13 protein-coding genes and 1 pseudogene are annotated in these 19,512 nt (G+C 41.9%); 9 read left to right on the forward strand and 5 right to left on the reverse strand.

Annotated elements, in window-relative coordinates; translation table 11 throughout:
- Positions 1 to 11 precede the first annotated feature (11 nt).
- A complete protein-coding gene (locus DTA23_RS28790) occupies positions 12 to 221 on the reverse strand; it encodes a hypothetical protein (protein ID WP_256603183.1) in 210 nt (69 codons plus the stop codon).
- Positions 218 to 478, reverse strand: a complete 261-nt coding sequence (locus DTA23_RS28795; protein ID WP_256603184.1) for an ATP-binding cassette domain-containing protein — start codon at positions 476 to 478, stop codon at positions 218 to 220. The genes DTA23_RS28790 and DTA23_RS28795 overlap by 4 nt, the downstream gene beginning before the upstream one ends.
- A 413-nt stretch (positions 479 to 891) precedes the next feature.
- Between DTA23_RS28795 and yihA the strand changes: the two genes are divergently transcribed.
- From yihA to DTA23_RS08825, 3 genes are all read left to right on the forward strand, one after another.
- Positions 892 to 1,521: a ribosome biogenesis GTP-binding protein YihA/YsxC gene (gene yihA / locus DTA23_RS08815; protein ID WP_046676372.1), complete on the forward strand. Its 630-nt coding sequence runs from the start codon at positions 892 to 894 to the stop codon at positions 1,519 to 1,521.
- A 17-nt stretch (positions 1,522 to 1,538) separates the two neighbouring features.
- Entirely contained in the window at positions 1,539 to 2,393 is an 855-nt protein-coding gene (locus DTA23_RS08820; RefSeq protein ID WP_112374459.1) for a UbiA-like polyprenyltransferase, read from the forward strand.
- Positions 2,394 to 2,473: 80 nt separating this feature from the next.
- On the forward strand, positions 2,474 to 4,150 hold the full coding sequence (locus tag DTA23_RS08825; RefSeq protein ID WP_112374460.1) for a PNGase F N-terminal domain-containing protein: 1,677 nt from the start codon (positions 2,474 to 2,476) through the stop codon (positions 4,148 to 4,150).
- A gap of 77 nt (positions 4,151 to 4,227) precedes the next feature.
- Here the strand turns inward: DTA23_RS08825 and DTA23_RS08830 are convergent, their stop codons facing one another.
- A complete protein-coding gene (locus DTA23_RS08830) occupies positions 4,228 to 4,686 on the reverse strand; it encodes an Lrp/AsnC family transcriptional regulator (RefSeq protein WP_046675839.1) in 459 nt (152 codons plus the stop codon).
- A 250-nt stretch (positions 4,687 to 4,936) separates the two neighbouring features.
- Between DTA23_RS08830 and DTA23_RS08835 the strand changes: the two are divergent.
- Together DTA23_RS08835 and DTA23_RS08840 are read left to right on the forward strand one after the other, a co-directional pair.
- Positions 4,937 to 5,913: pseudogene (locus DTA23_RS08835) on the forward strand (PLP-dependent cysteine synthase family protein).
- A 99-nt stretch (positions 5,914 to 6,012) separates the two neighbouring features.
- Complete coding sequence (locus tag DTA23_RS08840; protein ID WP_112374461.1) at positions 6,013 to 7,695, forward strand: protein-disulfide reductase DsbD family protein; 1,683 nt, start codon at positions 6,013 to 6,015, stop codon at positions 7,693 to 7,695.
- Between the two features lie 406 nt (positions 7,696 to 8,101).
- On the opposite strand, the gene DTA23_RS08845 is transcribed toward DTA23_RS08840, so the two are convergent.
- Positions 8,102 to 10,624: a DUF5686 and carboxypeptidase-like regulatory domain-containing protein gene (locus tag DTA23_RS08845; protein WP_112374462.1), complete on the reverse strand. Its 2,523-nt coding sequence runs from the start codon at positions 10,622 to 10,624 to the stop codon at positions 8,102 to 8,104.
- Between the two features lie 376 nt (positions 10,625 to 11,000).
- Positions 11,001 to 12,680 carry an RluA family pseudouridine synthase gene (locus tag DTA23_RS08850; RefSeq protein WP_112374463.1) on the reverse strand — a complete coding sequence of 560 codons (1,680 nt, stop codon included), beginning with the start codon at positions 12,678 to 12,680 and terminating at the stop codon, positions 11,001 to 11,003.
- Between the two features lie 335 nt (positions 12,681 to 13,015).
- On the opposite strand from DTA23_RS08850, the gene DTA23_RS08855 reads away from it, so the two are divergent.
- From DTA23_RS08855 to DTA23_RS08870, 4 genes are all read left to right on the forward strand, one after another.
- A complete protein-coding gene (locus tag DTA23_RS08855; RefSeq protein ID WP_070569738.1) occupies positions 13,016 to 13,489 on the forward strand; it encodes a Dps family protein in 474 nt (157 codons plus the stop codon).
- 148 nt (positions 13,490 to 13,637) lie between these two features.
- Positions 13,638 to 16,097, forward strand: coding sequence for a glycoside hydrolase family 31 protein (locus DTA23_RS08860; protein WP_112374464.1), 2,460 nt, complete (start codon positions 13,638 to 13,640; stop codon positions 16,095 to 16,097).
- 3 nt (positions 16,098 to 16,100) lie between these two features.
- Positions 16,101 to 18,059, forward strand: a complete 1,959-nt coding sequence (gene glgB, locus DTA23_RS08865) for a 1,4-alpha-glucan branching protein GlgB (RefSeq protein WP_112374465.1) — start codon at positions 16,101 to 16,103, stop codon at positions 18,057 to 18,059.
- Positions 18,060 to 18,094: 35 nt separating this feature from the next.
- A complete protein-coding gene (locus DTA23_RS08870; protein ID WP_112374466.1) occupies positions 18,095 to 19,507 on the forward strand; it encodes a glycogen synthase in 1,413 nt (470 codons plus the stop codon).
- The last annotated feature ends 5 nt before the right edge of the window (positions 19,508 to 19,512 follow it).

Here is a 19,512-nt window from a genome sequence, read left to right on the forward strand (position 1 = left end):
CCCGAAAAGGTTCATCCAAGATAATCAATTGTGGTTGGTGGATGACCGTGGCGACAAATTGTACTTTCTGCTGCATACCTTTTACTGAGATCTTCAATTTTTTTGTCCAACCAGGATGTGATGTCCAGGCGCTGGCACCAATCTTGGATGCGTGCTAGGGCTTCTCGCTTGGAAAGTCCTTTAAGTTGCGCCAAATACAACATTTGATCGCCGATTTTCATTTTTTGTACAGCCCCCGCTCTTCGGGTAAATAGCCGATTTGTGCAATATGCTGTGGACCCAGCGCTTCGCCATTAAACAAAATCTCACCGGAATCGGGCGCGGTAATTTGGTTAATAATACGGATCAGGGACGTTTTTCCAGCCCCGTTTGGCCCCAATAGTCCGAAAATTTTACCCTTTGGGATTTGAATGGATACGTCGTCCAATGCACGGTGATTGGCGTAATCTTTGGTGACATGATTGATTTCGAGTAACATCTATTTTAAGGTTTAATTAATTCGTTCTTTGAGTTTGTTAGAAATATTCCTTTTTTCCCAAAGACTGACGTTTATTTATGTGATTAGTATCTTGAGCAGCTGAATTGTTACAGCAGCTCCGAAAAATTTCTTGTTTGGTGATGCTTCCATTTTACCTACTGGACTTCTTATTACAAGATTTATTTTTTTTATGGCATGCAGGACTTCTTTTATTTGGCTAATAAGACGTATACCCAACCGCATAGTGCATCTTCGGAATGCGCTCAGTTGTTTGATGAATCGTTTGAAGTGAAAGTTAAAAATAATTGGGGACATTTTAGTCCCTGGCCAATTAAATAGGAGACGGAGCTTTTTTATGGAATAGAAGCGGTACACATCTTGTCAAAGGGATTCATTTAACGTACCTTTGTTCCATGGAAGTGAAAAAAGCCGAATTCGTGTGCAGTAACACGAGAGTTGACAAATTACCTGCACCCAATTTGCCGGAGTATGCGTTTATCGGACGTTCAAATGTCGGTAAATCATCGTTGATCAATGCAATGACCAACAAGAAAGGACTTGCCAAGACCTCCCAAAAGCCTGGTAAGACTCAGTTGATCAATCATTTTATCATCGACGATACCTGGTATCTGGTGGATTTGCCCGGTTATGGTTTTGCCAAAGCCTCTAAAACAAGTCGCACGGAATGGGAGAAGTTCATCCGCAGGTATCTTACCCATCGGGACAATTTGCAATGTGTTTTTGTATTGGTAGATAGCCGTCATGAACCACAGAAGATAGACTTGGATTTTTGCTATTGGTTGGGCGAATGCGGTTTACCCTTTATGTTGGTTTTTACCAAGGCAGACAAGCAATCGACTGTCAAATCCGATGTGAATATTGCGAAATTTAAAAAATCATTGCTTCAATGGTTTGAAGAGGTGCCGCCGATTTTCCTAACTTCAGCAGAAAAGAAAATGGGGCATGAGCCTATTTTAGAAGCTATTGATGAAGTTAATGGCCGATTTGTTCGCCCTGAACCCGAAGGAAACGAACAATTTTAGCTAGATCTTAAGTTCAGATGAAAAAATACTTGTCCTTAGTTTTATTTGCCCATAGTGTATTTGCATTGCCATTTGCCTTCATTGGTTTCTTTTTGGCTTTGCACACAACGGACTACACCTTTTCGTGGAAATTATTGGTTCTGATGCTCGTGTGTATGGTAACGGCCCGTAATGCCGCTATGGCATTCAATCGTTATTTGGATCGCGATATTGATGCCATTAATCCGCGAACGGCCATGCGTGATATTCCTGCCGGAAAAATTTCTGCTAAAAATGCATTGATTTTTACGTTAGTAAATTGCCTGATTTTTATCGCAGCGACATATTTTATCAATTCTCTTTGCTTTATGTTGTCGCCCATTGCACTTTTTGTTGTGCTTTTTTACTCCTATACGAAGCGCATAACACCCTTATGCCATCTTGTATTGGGAGCAGGGCTAGGATTGGCTCCAATAGGTGCATATATGGTTATTACAGGACAGTTTGCGACTGTTCCGGTACTTTATGGCTTCGCAGTGTTGACCTGGGTGAGCGGCTTCGATATTATTTACGCGTTGCAGGATGAAGCATTTGATCGGGCCAATCAGCTGAATTCTATACCCGTTTGGTTGGGAACGAAGGGAGCCATGCGCGTTTCGGAAGGTCTGCACGTGTTTTCTTTTATATTTATTTTAATACCAGCATTTTTGATGCCTATCGGTTGGATTTATTATTTAGGTGTGGCCTTTTACGGTGCATTGCTGATTTACCAGCATACCCTGTTTTCATCGACTAATTTAAGTCGGGTCAATCGTGACTTTATGACAACCAATGGTTATGCCTCGGTGATTTTTGCGGTATTCTACCTCTTGGATATCTGGTTGATCAAATAAACGTTTTAGCATAAAATAAGAAAGGCTTTAGGAATTCCTAAAGCCTTTCTTATTTTTGCATCTAAACCAATACACATGCTATGAAGAAAAGTATTCTTTTTACCTCTATTTTATGTTTGTCATTGTCGACGCAGGCGCAAAAGCTGTCGAGTTATGTCATTCAATATAACCAAAGTTTCAATGGGAATACAGCTGCCAATCAAAATGCCATCCTCGTCTATGCCAATGAAAAGGAGACTTTTGTCAGTTCAGCGAAGGAAATGCAGGGACAGTTGGCGCCGCCATACGAACGGGTTGTGGTGGAGCGTTCCGGAGGCAATGCCTTACTTAAAATTGCTAAACTCAAAGATGGATCAATCATTCTAACCAAAGATTCGCTCGCACTTTCGAAGCAAAAATTTAACACGACAAACGAGACTAAAACAATCTTGGGCTATCCCTGCAAAAAAGTGGAGACCAGTATCAATTCCAATAAAATAGAAGTTTGGTATACCGATAAATTAGGGGTAAAAGGTGCACCCACGGAACTTGGTCAGGACCTTGGTTTGGTACTCGAGGTGATCCGCAATGGGAATACACGGACTTTTGCCACCAAAGTAGAAAAGGTCAAGACGATACCGGAGCAACTGCAATTAAAAGGAAATGAAAAATTGTACGATGAACTCTCGTATAAAGATCTGATCTGGAAAAATCGTTTTATCCAAATACCTGTTTTTCGGAAGGAGCGCATACGTTTTGCGGATGATGTAAAGTCGGATTCTGTTTTGCGTTTTGCCAATGGGACTGTTTTGGTAAAAAAGGTGAAAATCCCAAAAATAAAGACTAGCGATAATGTATTTGTGCAGTTGGTCGAACAATCGAAAGGTGATGCCTATGACCGTACGGGATCAGTTTTTATCATCCCGACCAACAAGGCGCAAAGCTTTTTGGATGGCATGAAAAATGGTATGGGTACCCTGCCTAAGTACGAAAATGGAAATGGTAAAGCTTATCAAGGCGTTGTAAAAACAGCATCTTTTGAACCTATTGTTGAATTGATGCGTTTCTTTACACCCTTTGGTGTTAAGCAGTTTAACTATCTTCAGTTAAAGGATAAGGTTTGGCAAGACTCGGTGCTGTACCGTCAGGACGTAACGGAACTGGCTGGTCTGTTGAGCGAGCAGGAAGTCTATGTGGGCGCCTTCATTGGCAATTATGATAAAAATGGACATGAGGTGAGTGTGGAGTTGACAATACATCCGGGTTTCGATGCCGATTCAAAAGGCAGCCTGAAAAAGACGATGTCTTTATTTACTACAACCAACGTTATGGAAATGGGCGGTCAGGAGTATGGATCTATGTTTGACAAGGAGAAAGGTCTTACTGTTTCGTTTCATTTGGACCAGGACGCTAAAAATGTGCAATTACGCTACATTACCACAGGGCATGGAGGCTGGGGGAACGGTGATGAGTTTGTGCCGAAGGAAAACCGCATTTTCCTAGACAATTCATTACGCTTTAAATACACGCCTTGGCGGAATGATTGTGGCTCGTATCGCTTGTCGAACCCAGCTTCAGGCAATTTTGCTACAGGTCTGTCTTCATCCGATCTGAGCCGCTCCAATTGGTGTCCCGGCACAGTAACACCACCAATCTACATTGATCTGGGGGATTTAAAAGCAGGTGACCATACGATGCAGGTGCAGATTCCACAGGGAGCTCCTGAAGGAACCAGTTTTAGTAGCTGGAATGTGACAGGAACCTTGTTGTTCGATTAATTAGTTTTTCATTGCTGTCATATGCAATAATGCTATTGCATATGACAGCAATATTCCTTGGGTTTTTAAGACAAAGATTAAAGGGGGTAGGCCGTCTCGCTTTTTGTCTCCGATAATACAAAGTAGGTCTGTACGGTATTTACTTGCGGTAGTACGGCCAGTCGATGCCGCAGAAAAATATGATAAGCATCCATATCTTTGGTTGCGATACGTAACATAAAGTCGTAAGAACCCGCCATTTGGTAGCATTCCATCACCTCGGGAAATTTAGCTACCTCTTTTTCGAATTCATTCAACACTTCAAAAGTATGCGCCTTGAGAAAGACCTGAGAAAAGGAAATTAACCCAATGCCTATCTTGTGGCGGTCCAAAATTGCCACCGTTTTTTTGATGTAGCCCAACCGCTTTAGCTTTCTAACGCGTTCGTGAACAGCAGCGATAGATTTGTTAAGTTCAAAGGATAGCGCTTTATTGCTCATGGAGGCATCTTGTTGTAGGAGGCGTAATAATTTTACATCTATTTCATCCAATTCCATAATCTGAATATTTTCGGTACGGTTGTAAAAATACGCTATTGTTCTGAATTATTTATTGGTTTTTATATCTTTTAATTTAATTTTTATTGAAATTATAGTGATGTGTTGAATATTATCTTGTCAATGGTCAATTTTGCAACAGAATAATCATTTATAAGAAATGGCTGAACAAGAATTATTAAGTGCGTGTTTGTCACCTGCATTGGACAAGAGATTCAAACATCTGTGGAGATTGATCGGAAATACACCGATGTTGGAACTACAGTATACTTACAAAGGTAAACCCGGACGAATTTTCGTGAAATGTGAGAACTACAATCTGACTGGTAGCATTAAGGATCGGATGGCGCTTTATATTTTATACAAAGCGTATATGAATTGTCAGATCCGGCCGAGTGATGTTGTCATTGAAGCCACAAGTGGCAACACAGGGATTGCCTTTTCAGCAATCGGTAAAGCACTTGGTCATCAGGTAAAGATTATTATGCCCAATTGGCTGAGTAAGGAGCGTACCGATATTATTCGCAGTATGGGTGCCGATATACAGCTGATAAGCAAAGAAGAAGGCGGTTTTTTAGGAAGTATTCGTTTAAGTGAAGAGCTTGCTGCAAAAGGTGGTGTTTTTCTTCCACGACAATTCGAGAATCAATATAATGCCGAAGCGCATGAGAAAACCACCGGTTATGAAATTGTCAAGCAACTGGAAGAACAGGGCTTAGTTGCTGATGCTTTTGTTGCTGGTGTGGGAACTGGTGGTACGGTCATGGTGTGGGTAGAAGCTTAAGAAAGGTAAACCCAAATGTCCGCGTCCATCCGCTAGAACCGGCAGAAAGTCCAACCTTAACTACAGGGCATAAGGTAGGTTCACACCGTATTCAGGGAATATCTGATGAGTTTATTCCTGCCATTGTGGATTTGGATGAACTCGATACGGTCGTATGTGCCAACGATGGCGACTCCATTATCATGGCGCAGAAGCTATCGCGCCAATTGGGATTGGCTGTTGGAATCTCTTCGGGAGCAAATGTAATCGGAGCGATTAAATTACAGCAGGAGCTGGGGGATGAAGCTGTCGTGGTGACCTTACTTTGTGATGATAACAAAAAATACCTAAGTACCGATTTGGTGAAAGAGGAGCCGGTAAAAGAAGGGTATCTTTCTACGGACGTTGATTTCTCGGGTTTTCAACCGATCTGCAGATTGGCAAATCCGGTATTTGGTGCTTAAAAAGATTTAGTTTCATATGTTTATAGTTAACTCGGGGAGTCTCTAGCTCCTCGGGTTTCATTTATTCAAAAACCAATTTATACCTAAGAATAACACAACATGAAAGTCAATTTTAAATTATTAATCCTTTTGTTGTTGTTGGTTGCGCCTGTGGCAATGTTTGCCCAAGCGGATACAACAAACACGTTGGAGGGGCTTGAGTTTACGGATGGTACGATAAGTCCCGATTCACTGTCCTTTGAGGAGTCTCCAGATACCGCTACCGTAAAAGCCGATTCCGCCCAGATGAAATCGGTAGCTGGGCCAATCGTAGACAAAGCTGGGGCAGAAGGCAAAAAATCGCTGTGGAGTATCTTTATTGCGGGCCTTTTAGGCGGTTTTGCCGCTTTATTGATGCCTTGTATTTTTCCGATGTTACCGCTGACGGTGAGTTATTTTACCAAACAGGCGGGGAGTCGTGCCAGTGGTATTAGTAAAGCCCTGTTATATGGATTATTTATTATTGTGATTTATGTGGCTCTGGGGATGATTATCACGATCGCATTCGGGTCTGATGCACTCAATGCACTTTCCACCAACGGTATCTTCAACTTCATTTTCTTTTTGTTGTTGGTGGGCTTTGCGGCATCTTTTTTTGGTGCTTTTGAAATTACCTTGCCAAGCTCCTTTGTCAATAAAATGGATGCCAAATCGGATAAAGGTGGATTAGTGGGGTTGTTCTTTATGGCCTTCAGTTTGTCCTTGGTTTCATTTTCTTGTACGGGACCGATTATAGGGACACTGTTGGTTGAGGCAGCTTCGAAAGGCGAGCGATTGGGTCCAGCAGTTGGGATGCTGGGATTCTCCATTGCCCTGGCCATTCCTTTTGGTTTGTTCGCGATGTTTCCTTCGATGCTTAAATCCTTGCCGAAATCTGGCGGTTGGCTGAATAGTGTAAAAGTCGTTTTAGGCTTTTTGGAACTCGCTTTAGCGTTGAAATTTTTATCCAATGTCGACCTAGCTTACCACTGGAACTTGTTGGATAGAGAGGTGTTCCTGTCGCTATGGATTGCTATTTTTGCGTTGATGGGGCTATACCTGATTGGCAAGATCAAGTTCTCCCATGATAGTGAGCTGAAATTCCTGTCTGTTCCTCGAACTATTTTGGCCATTGTTGTTTTTTCTTTTGTGGTCTATATGGTGCCAGGTTTATGGGGAGCGCCTTTAAAATCAATTTCCGCTTTTTTACCGCCATCGGCAACACAAGATTTTGATCTTTCTTCGGGCGTAAGTGCCGGAGCTGCTGCGCATTCAGATGGAAAGGTGAAAAAATATGCTGAAATTTTTCATGACAGAGGCACGCCTAAGGGATTTGATCCTTATTATGATTACGACCAGGCCTTAGCTACGGCTAAAGAATTAAACAAGCCTGTTTTAATTGATTTTACGGGCTGGAATTGTGTCAATTGTCGTAAAATGGAAGCGAATGTCTGGACGGACAAAGCTGTGGCAAAATTATTAAAAGAAGAATTTGTGATGGCCGAACTTTTTGTGGATGATAAAACCGAGCTGGCTGCAAACGAACAATTTGTTTCAAAGTATAGTGGCAAAAAGATCAATACCATCGGCAAGAAAAACAGCGATTTTCAAGCGGCTACATTCGATAGCAATTCGCAGCCGCTGTACGTTATTGTCGATCCGACGGGCAAAAAACTGGTGCCCCAGAGTGGTGCCAACTACAATGTAGAAGAGTACAAGGCATTCCTACAAAGTGGTGTGGATGCATTTAAACATAAAAACTAACCATCGTCATATGCTAATTTTATCCTCCTTGTACTATGCAAGGGGGATTTTTTTGTTCATAAGCCATCGGTTTTTGTGTCTGCAGGCCTGATGCAGTGGGGCTTTCCTCGTATCGTGTTCGTACCTGCTTCGTACCAGCTTCGGAAGGCGACAATCTTGCAATAAATATTGACCAGCCCCTGACCAGGTAATTCCTGGTCAGGGGCTGGTCGGAATCTGATCAACATCTGTACAACATCTGTTGTATCTCCGAATAAGGTACGAAGCAGGTACGAAGCTTTCCCCGCTATTTCGTCCAGAAATTGTTGGCGGGGGAGCCGATGTTGCGGAAGCCTAGGGCAAAAAAAGAAGCCCCGTCATTTATATGAACAGGGCTTCAAATTATACTATAAATTTATGGAAACTATTAGAAGTCAAATCTGACCCGCGCACGAATACCCCAAGCTGGTGCATCGACGTGATCAAGATAATTTAGACGTTTTACGTAGTCCACGCGTAATATTTTAAAAATGTTGGATAGACCGATACTGGCTTCCATATAAGGTTCTGAACCGAAGGTATAAGAACTCTGTACACCTTCTGCATTGTGCTGCCAAGTGAATACCTTTGAGCCATAGTTAGGATCGTCAGGATTGTTTTCCTTGCGCAGTCCGCCATATACACCTTTGAAGCTAAATACTTCACGTAATTTAAGCTTTCTGATCAAAGGAATTTTATTCAACAGAAAACCGTTCATGTAATACTGCACGTTCAAAGAGGCATTGTGGTCACTAACAAACTCCAGGAAGTTCATTAAGTTATACGAGTTCAATTGATAAGCATAGGTCTGATTGGCACGATGGATTGTCAAGAAAGGGAATGGGATCTCTTTACCTGCAATATAGTTGCCTTCAGCTGTTACGTCAGCAAATCCAAATTGACTAAAATAAAAGCGTTTGAATGCACCAACATTAAAGTTGTGATAATTGTATTCACCTTTAGCCAATCCTTTGATTCCAGCAGTATAATTGAACGTGAAGATCGGATATTGATTGAATATAGGTGTCCGGTAAATCTTGCCTTGATAGAACTCTTCATGTGGAGCATATCTGAAATTTACGGATACTTCTGTCGAGTTCAATTCATTAAACAGTCTGCTTTCATTGTTGGCATCTACCATCTGGTAGGTAAGGCTTCCAGCAGGTGTTTGTCTGTTGATATTGAATGCCGCGCCAATAGCCAAGTGGTTTAAAAATTCTTTTTTATACTCTAAGCCGTAATTTGTCTCATAGATGTAACGGTCATTATCACCGCGTTTGAAAGACAGCAAGAAGTTGTCTTCCTGAATAAATTCCAGTTTTTGTCCTGGAATCTTCGTATCCTTTTTATAAGAGGCCCTGATGTAGTGCATTGGGAAGGAGTAGACCGATTTGTTGTTAAATGCGTAGGTACCGCTGAAAAAGTACTTCCATTTCTGATCTTTAAAACCATAGGCCGCATACGATTCAGCATAGAAACGCTTGCTTAGCGCTTCTGTTGTACGTCCGCCGACACGTAAACGGAAACCTTCTACGGGATTAAAGCTATAGAATGTATTGACTGGACCGATCTCAACTGGGCCGGCCTGTTTGTATCCTGACAGCAATAAGGCAGCGATATCCATGAACGAACGGAATGAAGGAATCTTTTGTAAGGTATCAATATTATGATAAATATTCAGTTCGTTTTGCGCAAGGACAAGCGGACGTTGTGTTTCAAACAATGTTTTAATCGCTTTCTTATTTTCTACATTATAGGCAATGACCGTAGATGGACCATCATAGGTACTATCAGGACGCTGAATGCCGACTTTGTAATTGTTGTAATCAACTGTACGACTTCCGCGGATCCCCATGCCTTTTTCCGTTAAAGAAAAATCGATACCCAGGGTACTTGTTTTTAGGTAGAAGCGACTTTTGCTGTCTTTCTCAAATTTAAGCTGTATCTGAAGGTCACGTACAAAGTTTAGATTGATATCATCGGCCACAGTCATATTGGCGCCCTGCACCGCATAATTGCCGTCTAGCGTCACATACAGTTGACCTTTAAATAACATGTCGGCCTTGTTGCGTGGAAAGAAGCTTAATTCGACCAACCAGGGTTGAACAGTCTTAATGGTATCCGTTATAAAAAACTTATAAAAAGTAGGAGCGGAATTTGCAATTGGACTTAAAAACTGATTGGTAACCAATGAAATGTTGTTGTCGTAAATATCAACTTGTTCGTACAGTTTATTGAAGTAGGCTGTCAGACCATCATTATCAATAAATCTAGGGTCAAATTGTGCCCGTTGGTCACCAAGGATATACTGTTTGGTTTTGCTTGGATCTTTACGGTAATATACCTTGGACATTTTTTCTTCAATAAAGGCAGGTAAAACATATTTGTTGGCTGTTTTAGCGGAGTCGTCCGTTTCAAAAAGAAATTGATAGTTTTTGAATATTTTTTTATTGACGAATTTCTCCGAAAGATTGCTCAGTCCTAAAGACATCTTCTCATACTGGTCAAATTCAGCATATTGTTGTCCTGAAAGTCTATTTTTCTCCTTATTCTCGATGACTTTTCGGATCAGTGCGACAGCAGGATTATCTTTGTTGCTGTATTTTTTCTTTGTGGCCTTGACAACAACTTCTTCCAGCATGTTGTCCTGTTGATCCATCAGAATTTCTTTTGTTTGCGTTGCATCATTCGTAACAAAAGCGTCTTTGCTGTCATACCCAATGTAACTTGCTCTGATTTTTACATACGATGTTGGAAAGACAAGTTTAAATTCACCATTTGCATTGGTCGACGTCGTGGTTCCAGCAGAAGCCGGAGCGCCAACGACGGCTACGGTAGCATAGGGTATAGGATTCTTGGTCTTTGCATCTTTAACTGTACCGGTTACGGTCTTGTTTTGGGCAAAAGCCATGGACACCGTTAGTACGAGCGTTATCGAAAAAAAGAGTTTAGTTATGAAGGTTGTTGCGTCTATTTTAGCTCTCATTATATTGCTATAATCTTGAAAATTCAAAATTGTTTTCCTGTTTCTACTTTATTTTTGACTTTATAGGTATTAAAATCAAAAAATCAGTGAACAAAGGAAACAAAAAATTAAGAATAATTAAAATTTTATTGTAATGTAATAAAGGAAAGTAGTTGAATTACATTTGTTTGTAAGTATTTGTTTGTGAGTTGTTTATGTTAAATTATTGATTTGGGTCAATAATTTTCACATTACATTTTGACTTGGCGATGATTTTCCGCTACTTTATTTACTGACTTTTGTAACGATATAGTCAGCGCTATTAAAAATCTGGCTCGATTTCGAAGGTCATTTCTTTTTTGAAACGAGGGTGTATAAAGGTAATTGAAGCGGCATGAAGGTGTAATCTATTAGCTTTTTTGCCATAGAGATCGTCACCAACAATAGGTGTATTTAGCCCATTGGGGTGCACGGCATGCATGCGGAGCTGGTGGGTTCGGCCAGTCAAGGGATAAAACCTGATCCTCGTTTGATTATTCTCTATCGCAATTTTTTCCCATTTTGTCTGCGCTGGCTTGCCATAGGTGTAGCAGACCATTTGTCGGGGTCTATCATCCAGATCGACGCGAAGAGGGAGGTCGATCAAGCCGGATGGAGCTTCGATAATACCATCAAGTAAGGCAATGTATGTTTTTTTGATGGTATGCTGAATAAATTGATCCTGAATAAATTTATGCGCTTCTTTGTTTTTGGCAACAACCAATAGGCCGGATGTCGACATGTCCAGGCGGTGGATAATAATCGGGCCTGCTTTTGGATAACGTTGAAGAATACGGTTGTAGACCGAATCCTTGACATATATTCCTGGTACAGAAAGAAATTCTGCTGGTTTGTTGATGATGATAATATCTTCATCCTCATAAATTTGAGGAAGTGCGATATCCAAGGTCGTTTCCTGCTGCATGGGATTCGGATCTACGACCAAGCCTTGGAGCATATACCCTAAAATCGGTTCACATTTTTTGCGGCATGCCGGATAGTAGTTTTTGTGCCTGCGTATTTCAGATGCAGGGGAGCAGCCCCACCAAAATTCGGCCAAAGCTAGGGGTGTTAACTGGTTTTCATATGCATATTGCAGCAGTTTTGGCGCAGCGCATTCCCCCGATCCCGCAGGCGGAGTTATCGTGTCAAATTCATGGAATATGTCGACGACATTCTTGCGTTGCCCTTTTGCATTGCGAAAATTATATTGTTCGAAAAGCTGTTTTTGCAGATTGCCTGAGCGTGTTTTGCGTTCCTCTTTTAGCGCGGTAATCGTAGATAGCAATTGTTGTAAATGGTTACACTCTGTTTCCAGAGCCAAATGCATGTCATATTGAAAGCGCTGAAGCTGTTGTTTGTCTTTTAAACTCTGGCTCCGCATGTCTTCCATCAATAATTCATATTCCGCATCGGATAAACTGACCTTCAGTTTTGTACGGGTTTCTTTTCGTTCCTTCTTTTGGATTCTTAATTTCGATTTTAGCTCATCGAGCGACTTATCCCATTCATTTTTTAACCGGTCAAGATTACGCTGCGTGTCTGCTAGCTCTTCACTATTTTCAAGCCTTTCTATTTTGCGGTTCAGTGCATTGAGATGCACCTCTTCGTTTAGAAAAAAACTGTTTTCTTCCAACATATCGAATATTGGCGGTACAAAATAGCGGTGTTTGTTGCTTCCGGCCAGTTTTCCCGAAACAGCGGCAAGGTAGCCAAGCTCATTGTGTTGGTTTCTGACAACCAGCACACCGAACATTTTTCCAATAGCGAGGCCCTCCATGGCGCTGTCCAGGCCAAAATTGTGGGTCCAGTCCTCTTGTGTTTCGATGTAATATTGAAGTTCTTTTGCGGCGGTTACGGCAAGGGGGTGCGGTTCATAGCAAAATGGGAAGGTAAATCGTGTTGGAAGTTCAATCGCTGAAATATCCTGTTTGAATTTGTGAAAATAGGTGTTGTTGTCCATGTTGTCCGCAGCTTTCCCTCAAAATAAAGATGTCTGCAAAAATACAACATTATGTGCTTTAAATAATAGCTTGATCGATTTTTGTTTAAAATGTTTCGTTCATAAGGTACAATCTAGGTCTTATCTGTTTCTACAAAGAACACTGTCGGTGCAGCCTTCGCTTTTCATTTTTCAGTCTAGCAAACGCTTTGCAGTAATACGAAATGTAAGTCTGGTTTGGTATAGTGGGGTGAGGTAATTGTTGTGAATTTGACTGGCTTTTATTTGGTTTTTACCGCATTTTTGGGTAAATTTAACTAAGCATTTAAAACATATAGTTAACAAAAGATTATAATATGAAAACTTCAATTGGAATTAAAGATGCGGACTTGAAAAAAGTTGCAAAGTTGTTAAATGTGCTGTTGGCAGATGAACACATTGTCTACATGAAGACGCGTAACGCGCATTGGAATGTGGAAGGTGCGGATTTTCATGCTGCTCACTTATTTTTGGAATCACAATACGATGAACTAGCTGAAGTGATCGATGAAGTAGCAGAACGTGTACGTACTTTAGGGCATTATGCGGTAGGTACCTTTGATAAATATTTGAAATTGACTCGTTTAACGGAGTCTACTTCAGAAAAAACCGACAGTCAGTCCTATTACAAAGAATTGTTGGCTGACCATGAAGCTATAGCGATGTCAATTCGTGCCGACATTTCTGTGGTTGAAGGCACTTCAGATAATGGTACGGAGGACTTTTTGGTTGGACTATTGGAAAAGCATGAAAAGATGGCCTGGATGCTTCGTGCGCATTTTGTTAAGTAAGCTGTAGAAGTTTATCCACAGGTATTGAAAAAAATCCCGTCTTTCCCAATAGGCGGGATTTTTTTTTGTGTTTTGTTGTCAGCGCAGGATTAATTTTCTATCTTAAAGAGGAATTAAGCCTTCAGAAACTTTTTAACATATTACAATTATGCTTGAAGACGACAACCTAAATCAAACCACACTACATGAGGAGGAAAATGATGGTACTTTGGAGAGTATGCATCATGTGAATAATCCGGTATTGGATTTACCGAAAATTGAAAAGAAATACCTTGAAACGATAGTAGCCCACAATCAAAACGATAAGTCTTATTATTTTTCTGACGGCAAAGCCAAGGTAGAAATTAAGATCGTCACGGATGAGATCGTGCGAGTACGGCTGGCTCCACAAGGGACTTTTTTGGAGGATTTTTCGTATGCCTTGGCCAAGAAAGATCACCGCGTCAGTATACATCAATGCAAGGAAGAGGCAGATCATTATCTGGTGCATACGAATACTATTTCCTGTAAGATCAATAAGAATGATTTTTTGATTTCTTTTGCTGATCGTTCAGGTAAACTGTTCAATGCAGATTTGGCGCCGATGCACTGGGAGGAAAACCCTGATTTTGGAGGCTATTATGTATATAGCACAAAAGTGGCCTTTGAAAATGAAGCTTTTTATGGACTGGGGGACAAGGCCACTAAATTGAACCTGAGAGGTAAAAGACTTAAAAACTGGAATTCAGACACTTATGCTTTTGCTTACGATCAGGATCCACTTTATAAAACTATTCCGTTTTATATTGGTTTAAAAGATGGTGAAGCCTACGGTATATTCTTTGACAATACCTTTAAAACGTATTTTGATTTCGCCGCGGAAGATCCGGGAAAAACAAGCTTTTGGTCCGAAGGAGGGGAACTGCAGTACTACTACATCCATGGTCCACATATTATCGACGTCATCCGTCGCTATCATACGCTGACAGGTACGCATTACCTGCCACCGCTGTGGGCAATTGGTTACCATCAGTGTCGCTGGAGTTATTATCCCGAAGCGAATGTCCGGAAGGTTGCTGAGGAGTTTCGGAAGCGACAGATCCCCTGTGATGCGATTTATCTTGATATCGATTACATGGAAGGATACCGCTGTTTTACCTGGAACAAGCAGTATTTTCCCAATCCTAAGAATATGATCAGCGATTTGGCCAATGATGGCTTTAAAACGGTGGTGATGATCGACCCGGGCATCAAGGTTGATGAGAACTACTGGGTGTTCAGGGAAGGAAAGGAAAATAGGTATTTCTGTCGCCGCGGGGATGATTATTTTATGGAAGGATTTGTGTGGCCGGGACGTTGTCAATTTCCTGATTTTACCAATCCGGAGGTTCGTCAATGGTGGGGCACCTTATATCAGGGCCTTGTGGAAGATGGCGTGGCTGGCTTCTGGAACGATATGAATGAACCGGCGGTATTTGGCCGCGGAACATTCCCCGACGATGTACGTCACCAATATGACGGGCATCGGGGTTCGCATCGTAAGGCACATAATATCTACGGCATGCAGATGGTCCGGGCAACCTATGATGGTTTAAAGAAATTGTATAAAAATAAACGGCCATTTACCATCACCCGAGCGGCTTATGCGGGAACACAACGCTATTCTTCGGTCTGGACCGGCGATAATTTGGCGAGTTGGGAACATCTCAAGTTGGGAACCTTGCAGTTACAGCGTTTGTCGACTTCGGGCATGTCCTTTTGTGGAACGGATATCGGTGGGTTTACGGGTGAACCCGACGGTGAGTTATTTACGCGATGGATGCAATTTGGCGTTTTCTCGCCTTTTATGCGTGTGCATTCCGCTGGCGATACCCGCGACCGGGAGCCCTGGAGTTTTGGGGAGGATTGGGAAAAGATCAATCGGAAATTTATCGAACTCCGTTATAAGTTGTTGCCGTATATCTATACCTGTTTTTGGGAGCAAACGAAGTATGGTTTTCCCATATTACGTCCGATTTCCATGGTCGAACAGCATATACCGACCAATTGGCAACGTGAGGAGGAATTCTGTTTTGGGGATAAAATATTGGTATCCCCAGTATTGCAGCCGGGACAAAAAAGCAAGATTGTCTATCTGCCTGAAGGTACTTGGTTCTATTATTTCAATAATGAAACCTACGTGGGCGGTAAAGAACATACTGTTCCTACGCCGATTGATGAGATGCCGATTTTCATTCGTGGGGGATCTGTTATCCCCGAATATCCAGTGATGCAATATACTGGTGAAAAGAAAATTGAGGAGCTGCAGCTCAATGTTTACTTCGCTGAAGGTGTAACCCGTTCGTATGTGTATTCGGATCATGGTGACACCTTTGCCTATGAGCAGGATATTTATCTTGAAAAATGCTTTACCGTATCGGGGCTCAAAGAATCCCTGTCGATTAAACAGACGCAAGATGGGCTTTTTACGGAGCGGTATGAGGAATATAAATTACAGTTAATCGGCTTGCCTTTTCAGGTTAAGAAGTTGAAGACTGATGGTATTGAGACAAAAGTACAAGTAGATGATAAGGGGCGGTATTGGATTAATGTCGCACGAGAATTTGATAACATATTGATAGAAGGTTAAAACATGACCAATGAAGTAATTCCGCATAGTCTATTTTCTGAATTTGATGTCGCCTTATTCCAGTCGGGTAAGCACTTCAAATTATACGAAAAGTTCGGTTCACACGAGCTGGAAGTCAATGGTGAAAAAGGCGTTTATTTTGCGGTTTGGGCTCCAAATGCAAAATCGGTCTTTGTAACCGGCAACTTCAATTTTTGGGATAAAGCGCGTCACGCGCTCTATGTGCGCTGGGATGGTAGCGGAATCTGGGAGGGATTTATTCCGGGGCTTGGCAATGGGGAGGCGTATAAGTATGTTATTGAGACTTATACTGGCGAACAACTTGAAAAAGGAGACCCCTTTGCTTTTCAGTGGGAGATCGCGCCAAAGACTGCTTCCATTGTTCATTCGACCTGGTTCGAGTGGCAGGATAAGCAATGGATGCAGGAAAGGGCTGTTAAAAACAGGCTGGATCAACCATGGTCTGTCTATGAAGTGCATTTAGGATCTTGGTCGCGGGATCCCGAAAGTCCGGATACTTTGCTCAACTACCGCGAAATCGCTGTGGCGCTCGTATCCTATGTGAAGGAAATGAATTTTACCCATGTAGAATTTATGCCCCTGATGGAACATCCCTATTACCCTTCTTGGGGATACCAGATAACGGGCTATTTTGCTGCGAGTTCGCGCTACGGATCGGCACAAGATCTCATGTATCTGATTGAGGAGCTGCATGCCGCCGGGATAGGCGTATTGTTGGATTGGGTTCCGTCGCATTTTCCAGGTGACGCACATGGTCTTTATCGTTTTGACGGTACGAGCTTATACGAGCATGAAGATCCCCGGAAAGGGTTTCATCCCGATTGGCAATCCTATATTTTCAACTACGGACGTAATGAAGTGCGTTCTTTTTTGATCAGTAATGCATTTTATTGGTTGGATCGTTTTCATATCGATGGACTTCGGGTCGATGCGGTTGCTTCTATGCTCTATTTGGATTATAGTCGAAACGCAGGCGAGTGGATTGCCAATGAGTTTGGTGGAAATGAGAATCTTGAAGCAGTACAATTTTTAAAAGAACTGAATGAGGCCGTTTACGGACATTTCCCACATGTGCAGACCATCGCGGAAGAATCGACTTCCTGGCCGGGTGTCAGTCGCCCAACCTATGCTGGTGGATTGGGGTTTGGAATGAAATGGATGATGGGCTGGATGCATGACACATTGGATTATTTTAAAGAGGATCCGATTAATCGCAGCTATCATCATGATCGACTGACCTTTGCGACAGTATATGCTTTCCATGAAAATTTTATGCTACCGCTGTCACATGATGAGGTTGTCTACGGAAAGCATTCATTAATTTATAAGATGCCGGGCGATGAATGGCAAAAGTTTGCCAACCTGCGGGCATTGTATCTCTTTATGTATACTTTTTCGGGAACAAAATTGCTGTTTATGGGCGGAGAATTTGGGCAGACTTCGGAGTGGAATGTAAACCAAGCGCTTGATTGGCATCTTTTGGAATTTGCGCCACACCAGGGTATGAAGCAATTTGTAGCCGACCTGAATACGGTTTATAGGAGCCAACCAAGTCTTTACCAGAAGGCTTTTGACGCTTCGGGCTTTGAATGGATAGATGCTGGTGATCGTGAAAATTCGGTTGTGGTCTATTGGCGAAAGGGATTTGACGCCTGGGATGATACGGTTGTTGTACTTAACTTAACGCCTGTTGTTCGGGAACATTTCCGTATTGGTTTACCTTACGCTGGTGAATGGGAAGTGCTGCTGAATTCGGATGATTTGACCTATTTCGGTTCTGGAATACATCAGCTGCTCATTCATAGTGAACACCTGCATTGGATGAACCAGGTACAGTCTGCTCAAGTTCATTTACCTCCGCTTGGCGGATATATTTTGAAAAGGAAGAGAGCGGTAAAGGAAGTCAATCCCATTAAACAAGGCGAGCGTATCCCTGTATAAAATCTTGTTATTAAATCTCATGCTGTAAAAGAAGAATGAACGTATTTCACTTGAGTGTAGAATGTTATCCCGTGGCCAAAGTAGGTGGTCTCGCGGATGTCGTGGGCGCGCTGCCCAAATACCAAACCAAACTGGGATGGGAGGCGGCGGTTGTCATGCCTTGGTATGATCGTCCTTTTGTTAGGGATCATGCTTTTAGCCTAGTTCATGATGGTACTTTTTATCAAGGATCTGAATTGCTGCGCTACAGTGTTTATAAGGAAGATCATCAGGTACTTGGATTTGAGCTCTACCTGATTAAGATTCCAGGTAAACTCGATCGGCAGGAGGTATATTGTTATCCGGATGAAGGCGAGCAGTTTATCGCCTTTCAACATGCTGTTTTGGCGTGGTTTAAGGATAAAAATATAGTACCTGATATCGTGCATTGCCATGATCATCATGTCGGCTTAATGCCTTTTTTGATGAGGTATAGCAATGACTATAACTTTCTTGCCGACGTTAAAACGGTGGCCACCGTCCACAATGGGCAGTATCAGGGCTGGACGCATTGGAGTAAAGCTATTCTGTTGCCCGCTTTCGATAGTTGGAAATGGGGATTATTGGACTGGGATGGTTTAATTAATCCGCTTGCAGCCCTCATTAAATGTTGCGATGCGTACACAACGGTCTCCGAAGGTTATCTCGAAGAGCTTTATGTGGAAGCAAATGGTTTGCAGCAGCTGTTTTATGATGAGCGAAATAAATCTGTCGGTATTGTCAATGGAATTGACTGGGAAATCTGGGATCCTAAAATTGATTATACCTTGCTAGAAAACTATGATGCTGTACAAGCTTTTTCCGGAAAGTTGAAAAATAAGGAGGCTTTGGCGAAGCAGTATAAAATCAATCCAGATCGACCGTTGCTTGTTTTTATCGGCCGATTTGCAACAGAAAAAGGAGCGGATTTACTTCCGGAGATAATTTTGGATTTGACGGAGAAATATCACGATAGATTAAGTATATTTATACTGGGTGCCGGAGACCCAGCGATCCAGTCACGTGTGAAATCACTCGTCGATGATGGAATTGATAATTTTGATGTGTTCTTTGGTTATGATGAAAATCTGGCCCATTGGCTTTATGCCAGTGCGGATTTTCTTTTAATGCCTTCCCGTGTTGAGCCCTGTGGGCTTAATCAGCTCTATGCTATGAAGTACGGTACATTGCCGATCGTGCATCAGGTGGGGGGATTAAAAGATACGGTAATCGATCTGAAAAATGATGGCTACGGTATAGGTTTTGATAGTCTGACAATCACTGAAATTAGTGCAGCGATTGTTCGGGCTATAAATTTTTACGATAGTAAAAAGCAGTTTGAGGAGAATCAACGTAAAATGATGCAGTTGGATTTTTCTTGGGATAAATCTGCAGCGAAGTATATAAGTCTATATAACCAATTAATGTAATTTGA

Source organism: Sphingobacterium multivorum, assembly GCF_900457465.1.
Lineage (GTDB): Bacteria > Bacteroidota > Bacteroidia > Sphingobacteriales > Sphingobacteriaceae > Sphingobacterium > Sphingobacterium multivorum.

Bases quoted from the DNA above. Each gene is read 5' to 3' on its own strand.
- DTA23_RS08850 (WP_112374463.1), bottom strand. From the start codon at position 12,680: ATGGACAACAACACCTATTTTCACAAATTCAAACAGGATATTTCAGCG.
- DTA23_RS08855 (WP_070569738.1), top strand. From the start codon at position 13,016: ATGAAAACTTCAATTGGAATTAAAGATGCGGACTTGAAAAAAGTTGCA.
- DTA23_RS28795 (WP_256603184.1), bottom strand. From the start codon at position 478: ATGTTACTCGAAATCAATCATGTCACCAAAGATTACGCCAATCACCGT.
- DTA23_RS08830 (WP_046675839.1), bottom strand. From the start codon at position 4,686: ATGGAATTGGATGAAATAGATGTAAAATTATTACGCCTCCTACAACAA.
- DTA23_RS08860 (WP_112374464.1), top strand. From the start codon at position 13,638: ATGCTTGAAGACGACAACCTAAATCAAACCACACTACATGAGGAGGAA.
- DTA23_RS08845 (WP_112374462.1), bottom strand. From the start codon at position 10,624: ATGGCTTTTGCCCAAAACAAGACCGTAACCGGTACAGTTAAAGATGCA.
- DTA23_RS08840 (WP_112374461.1), top strand. From the start codon at position 6,013: ATGAAAGTCAATTTTAAATTATTAATCCTTTTGTTGTTGTTGGTTGCG.
- DTA23_RS28790 (WP_256603183.1), bottom strand. From the start codon at position 221: ATGAAAATCGGCGATCAAATGTTGTATTTGGCGCAACTTAAAGGACTT.
- DTA23_RS08820 (WP_112374459.1), top strand. From the start codon at position 1,539: ATGAAAAAATACTTGTCCTTAGTTTTATTTGCCCATAGTGTATTTGCA.
- glgB (WP_112374465.1), top strand. From the start codon at position 16,101: ATGACCAATGAAGTAATTCCGCATAGTCTATTTTCTGAATTTGATGTC.
- yihA (WP_046676372.1), top strand. From the start codon at position 892: ATGGAAGTGAAAAAAGCCGAATTCGTGTGCAGTAACACGAGAGTTGAC.
- DTA23_RS08870 (WP_112374466.1), top strand. From the start codon at position 18,095: ATGAACGTATTTCACTTGAGTGTAGAATGTTATCCCGTGGCCAAAGTA.
- DTA23_RS08825 (WP_112374460.1), top strand. From the start codon at position 2,474: ATGAAGAAAAGTATTCTTTTTACCTCTATTTTATGTTTGTCATTGTCG.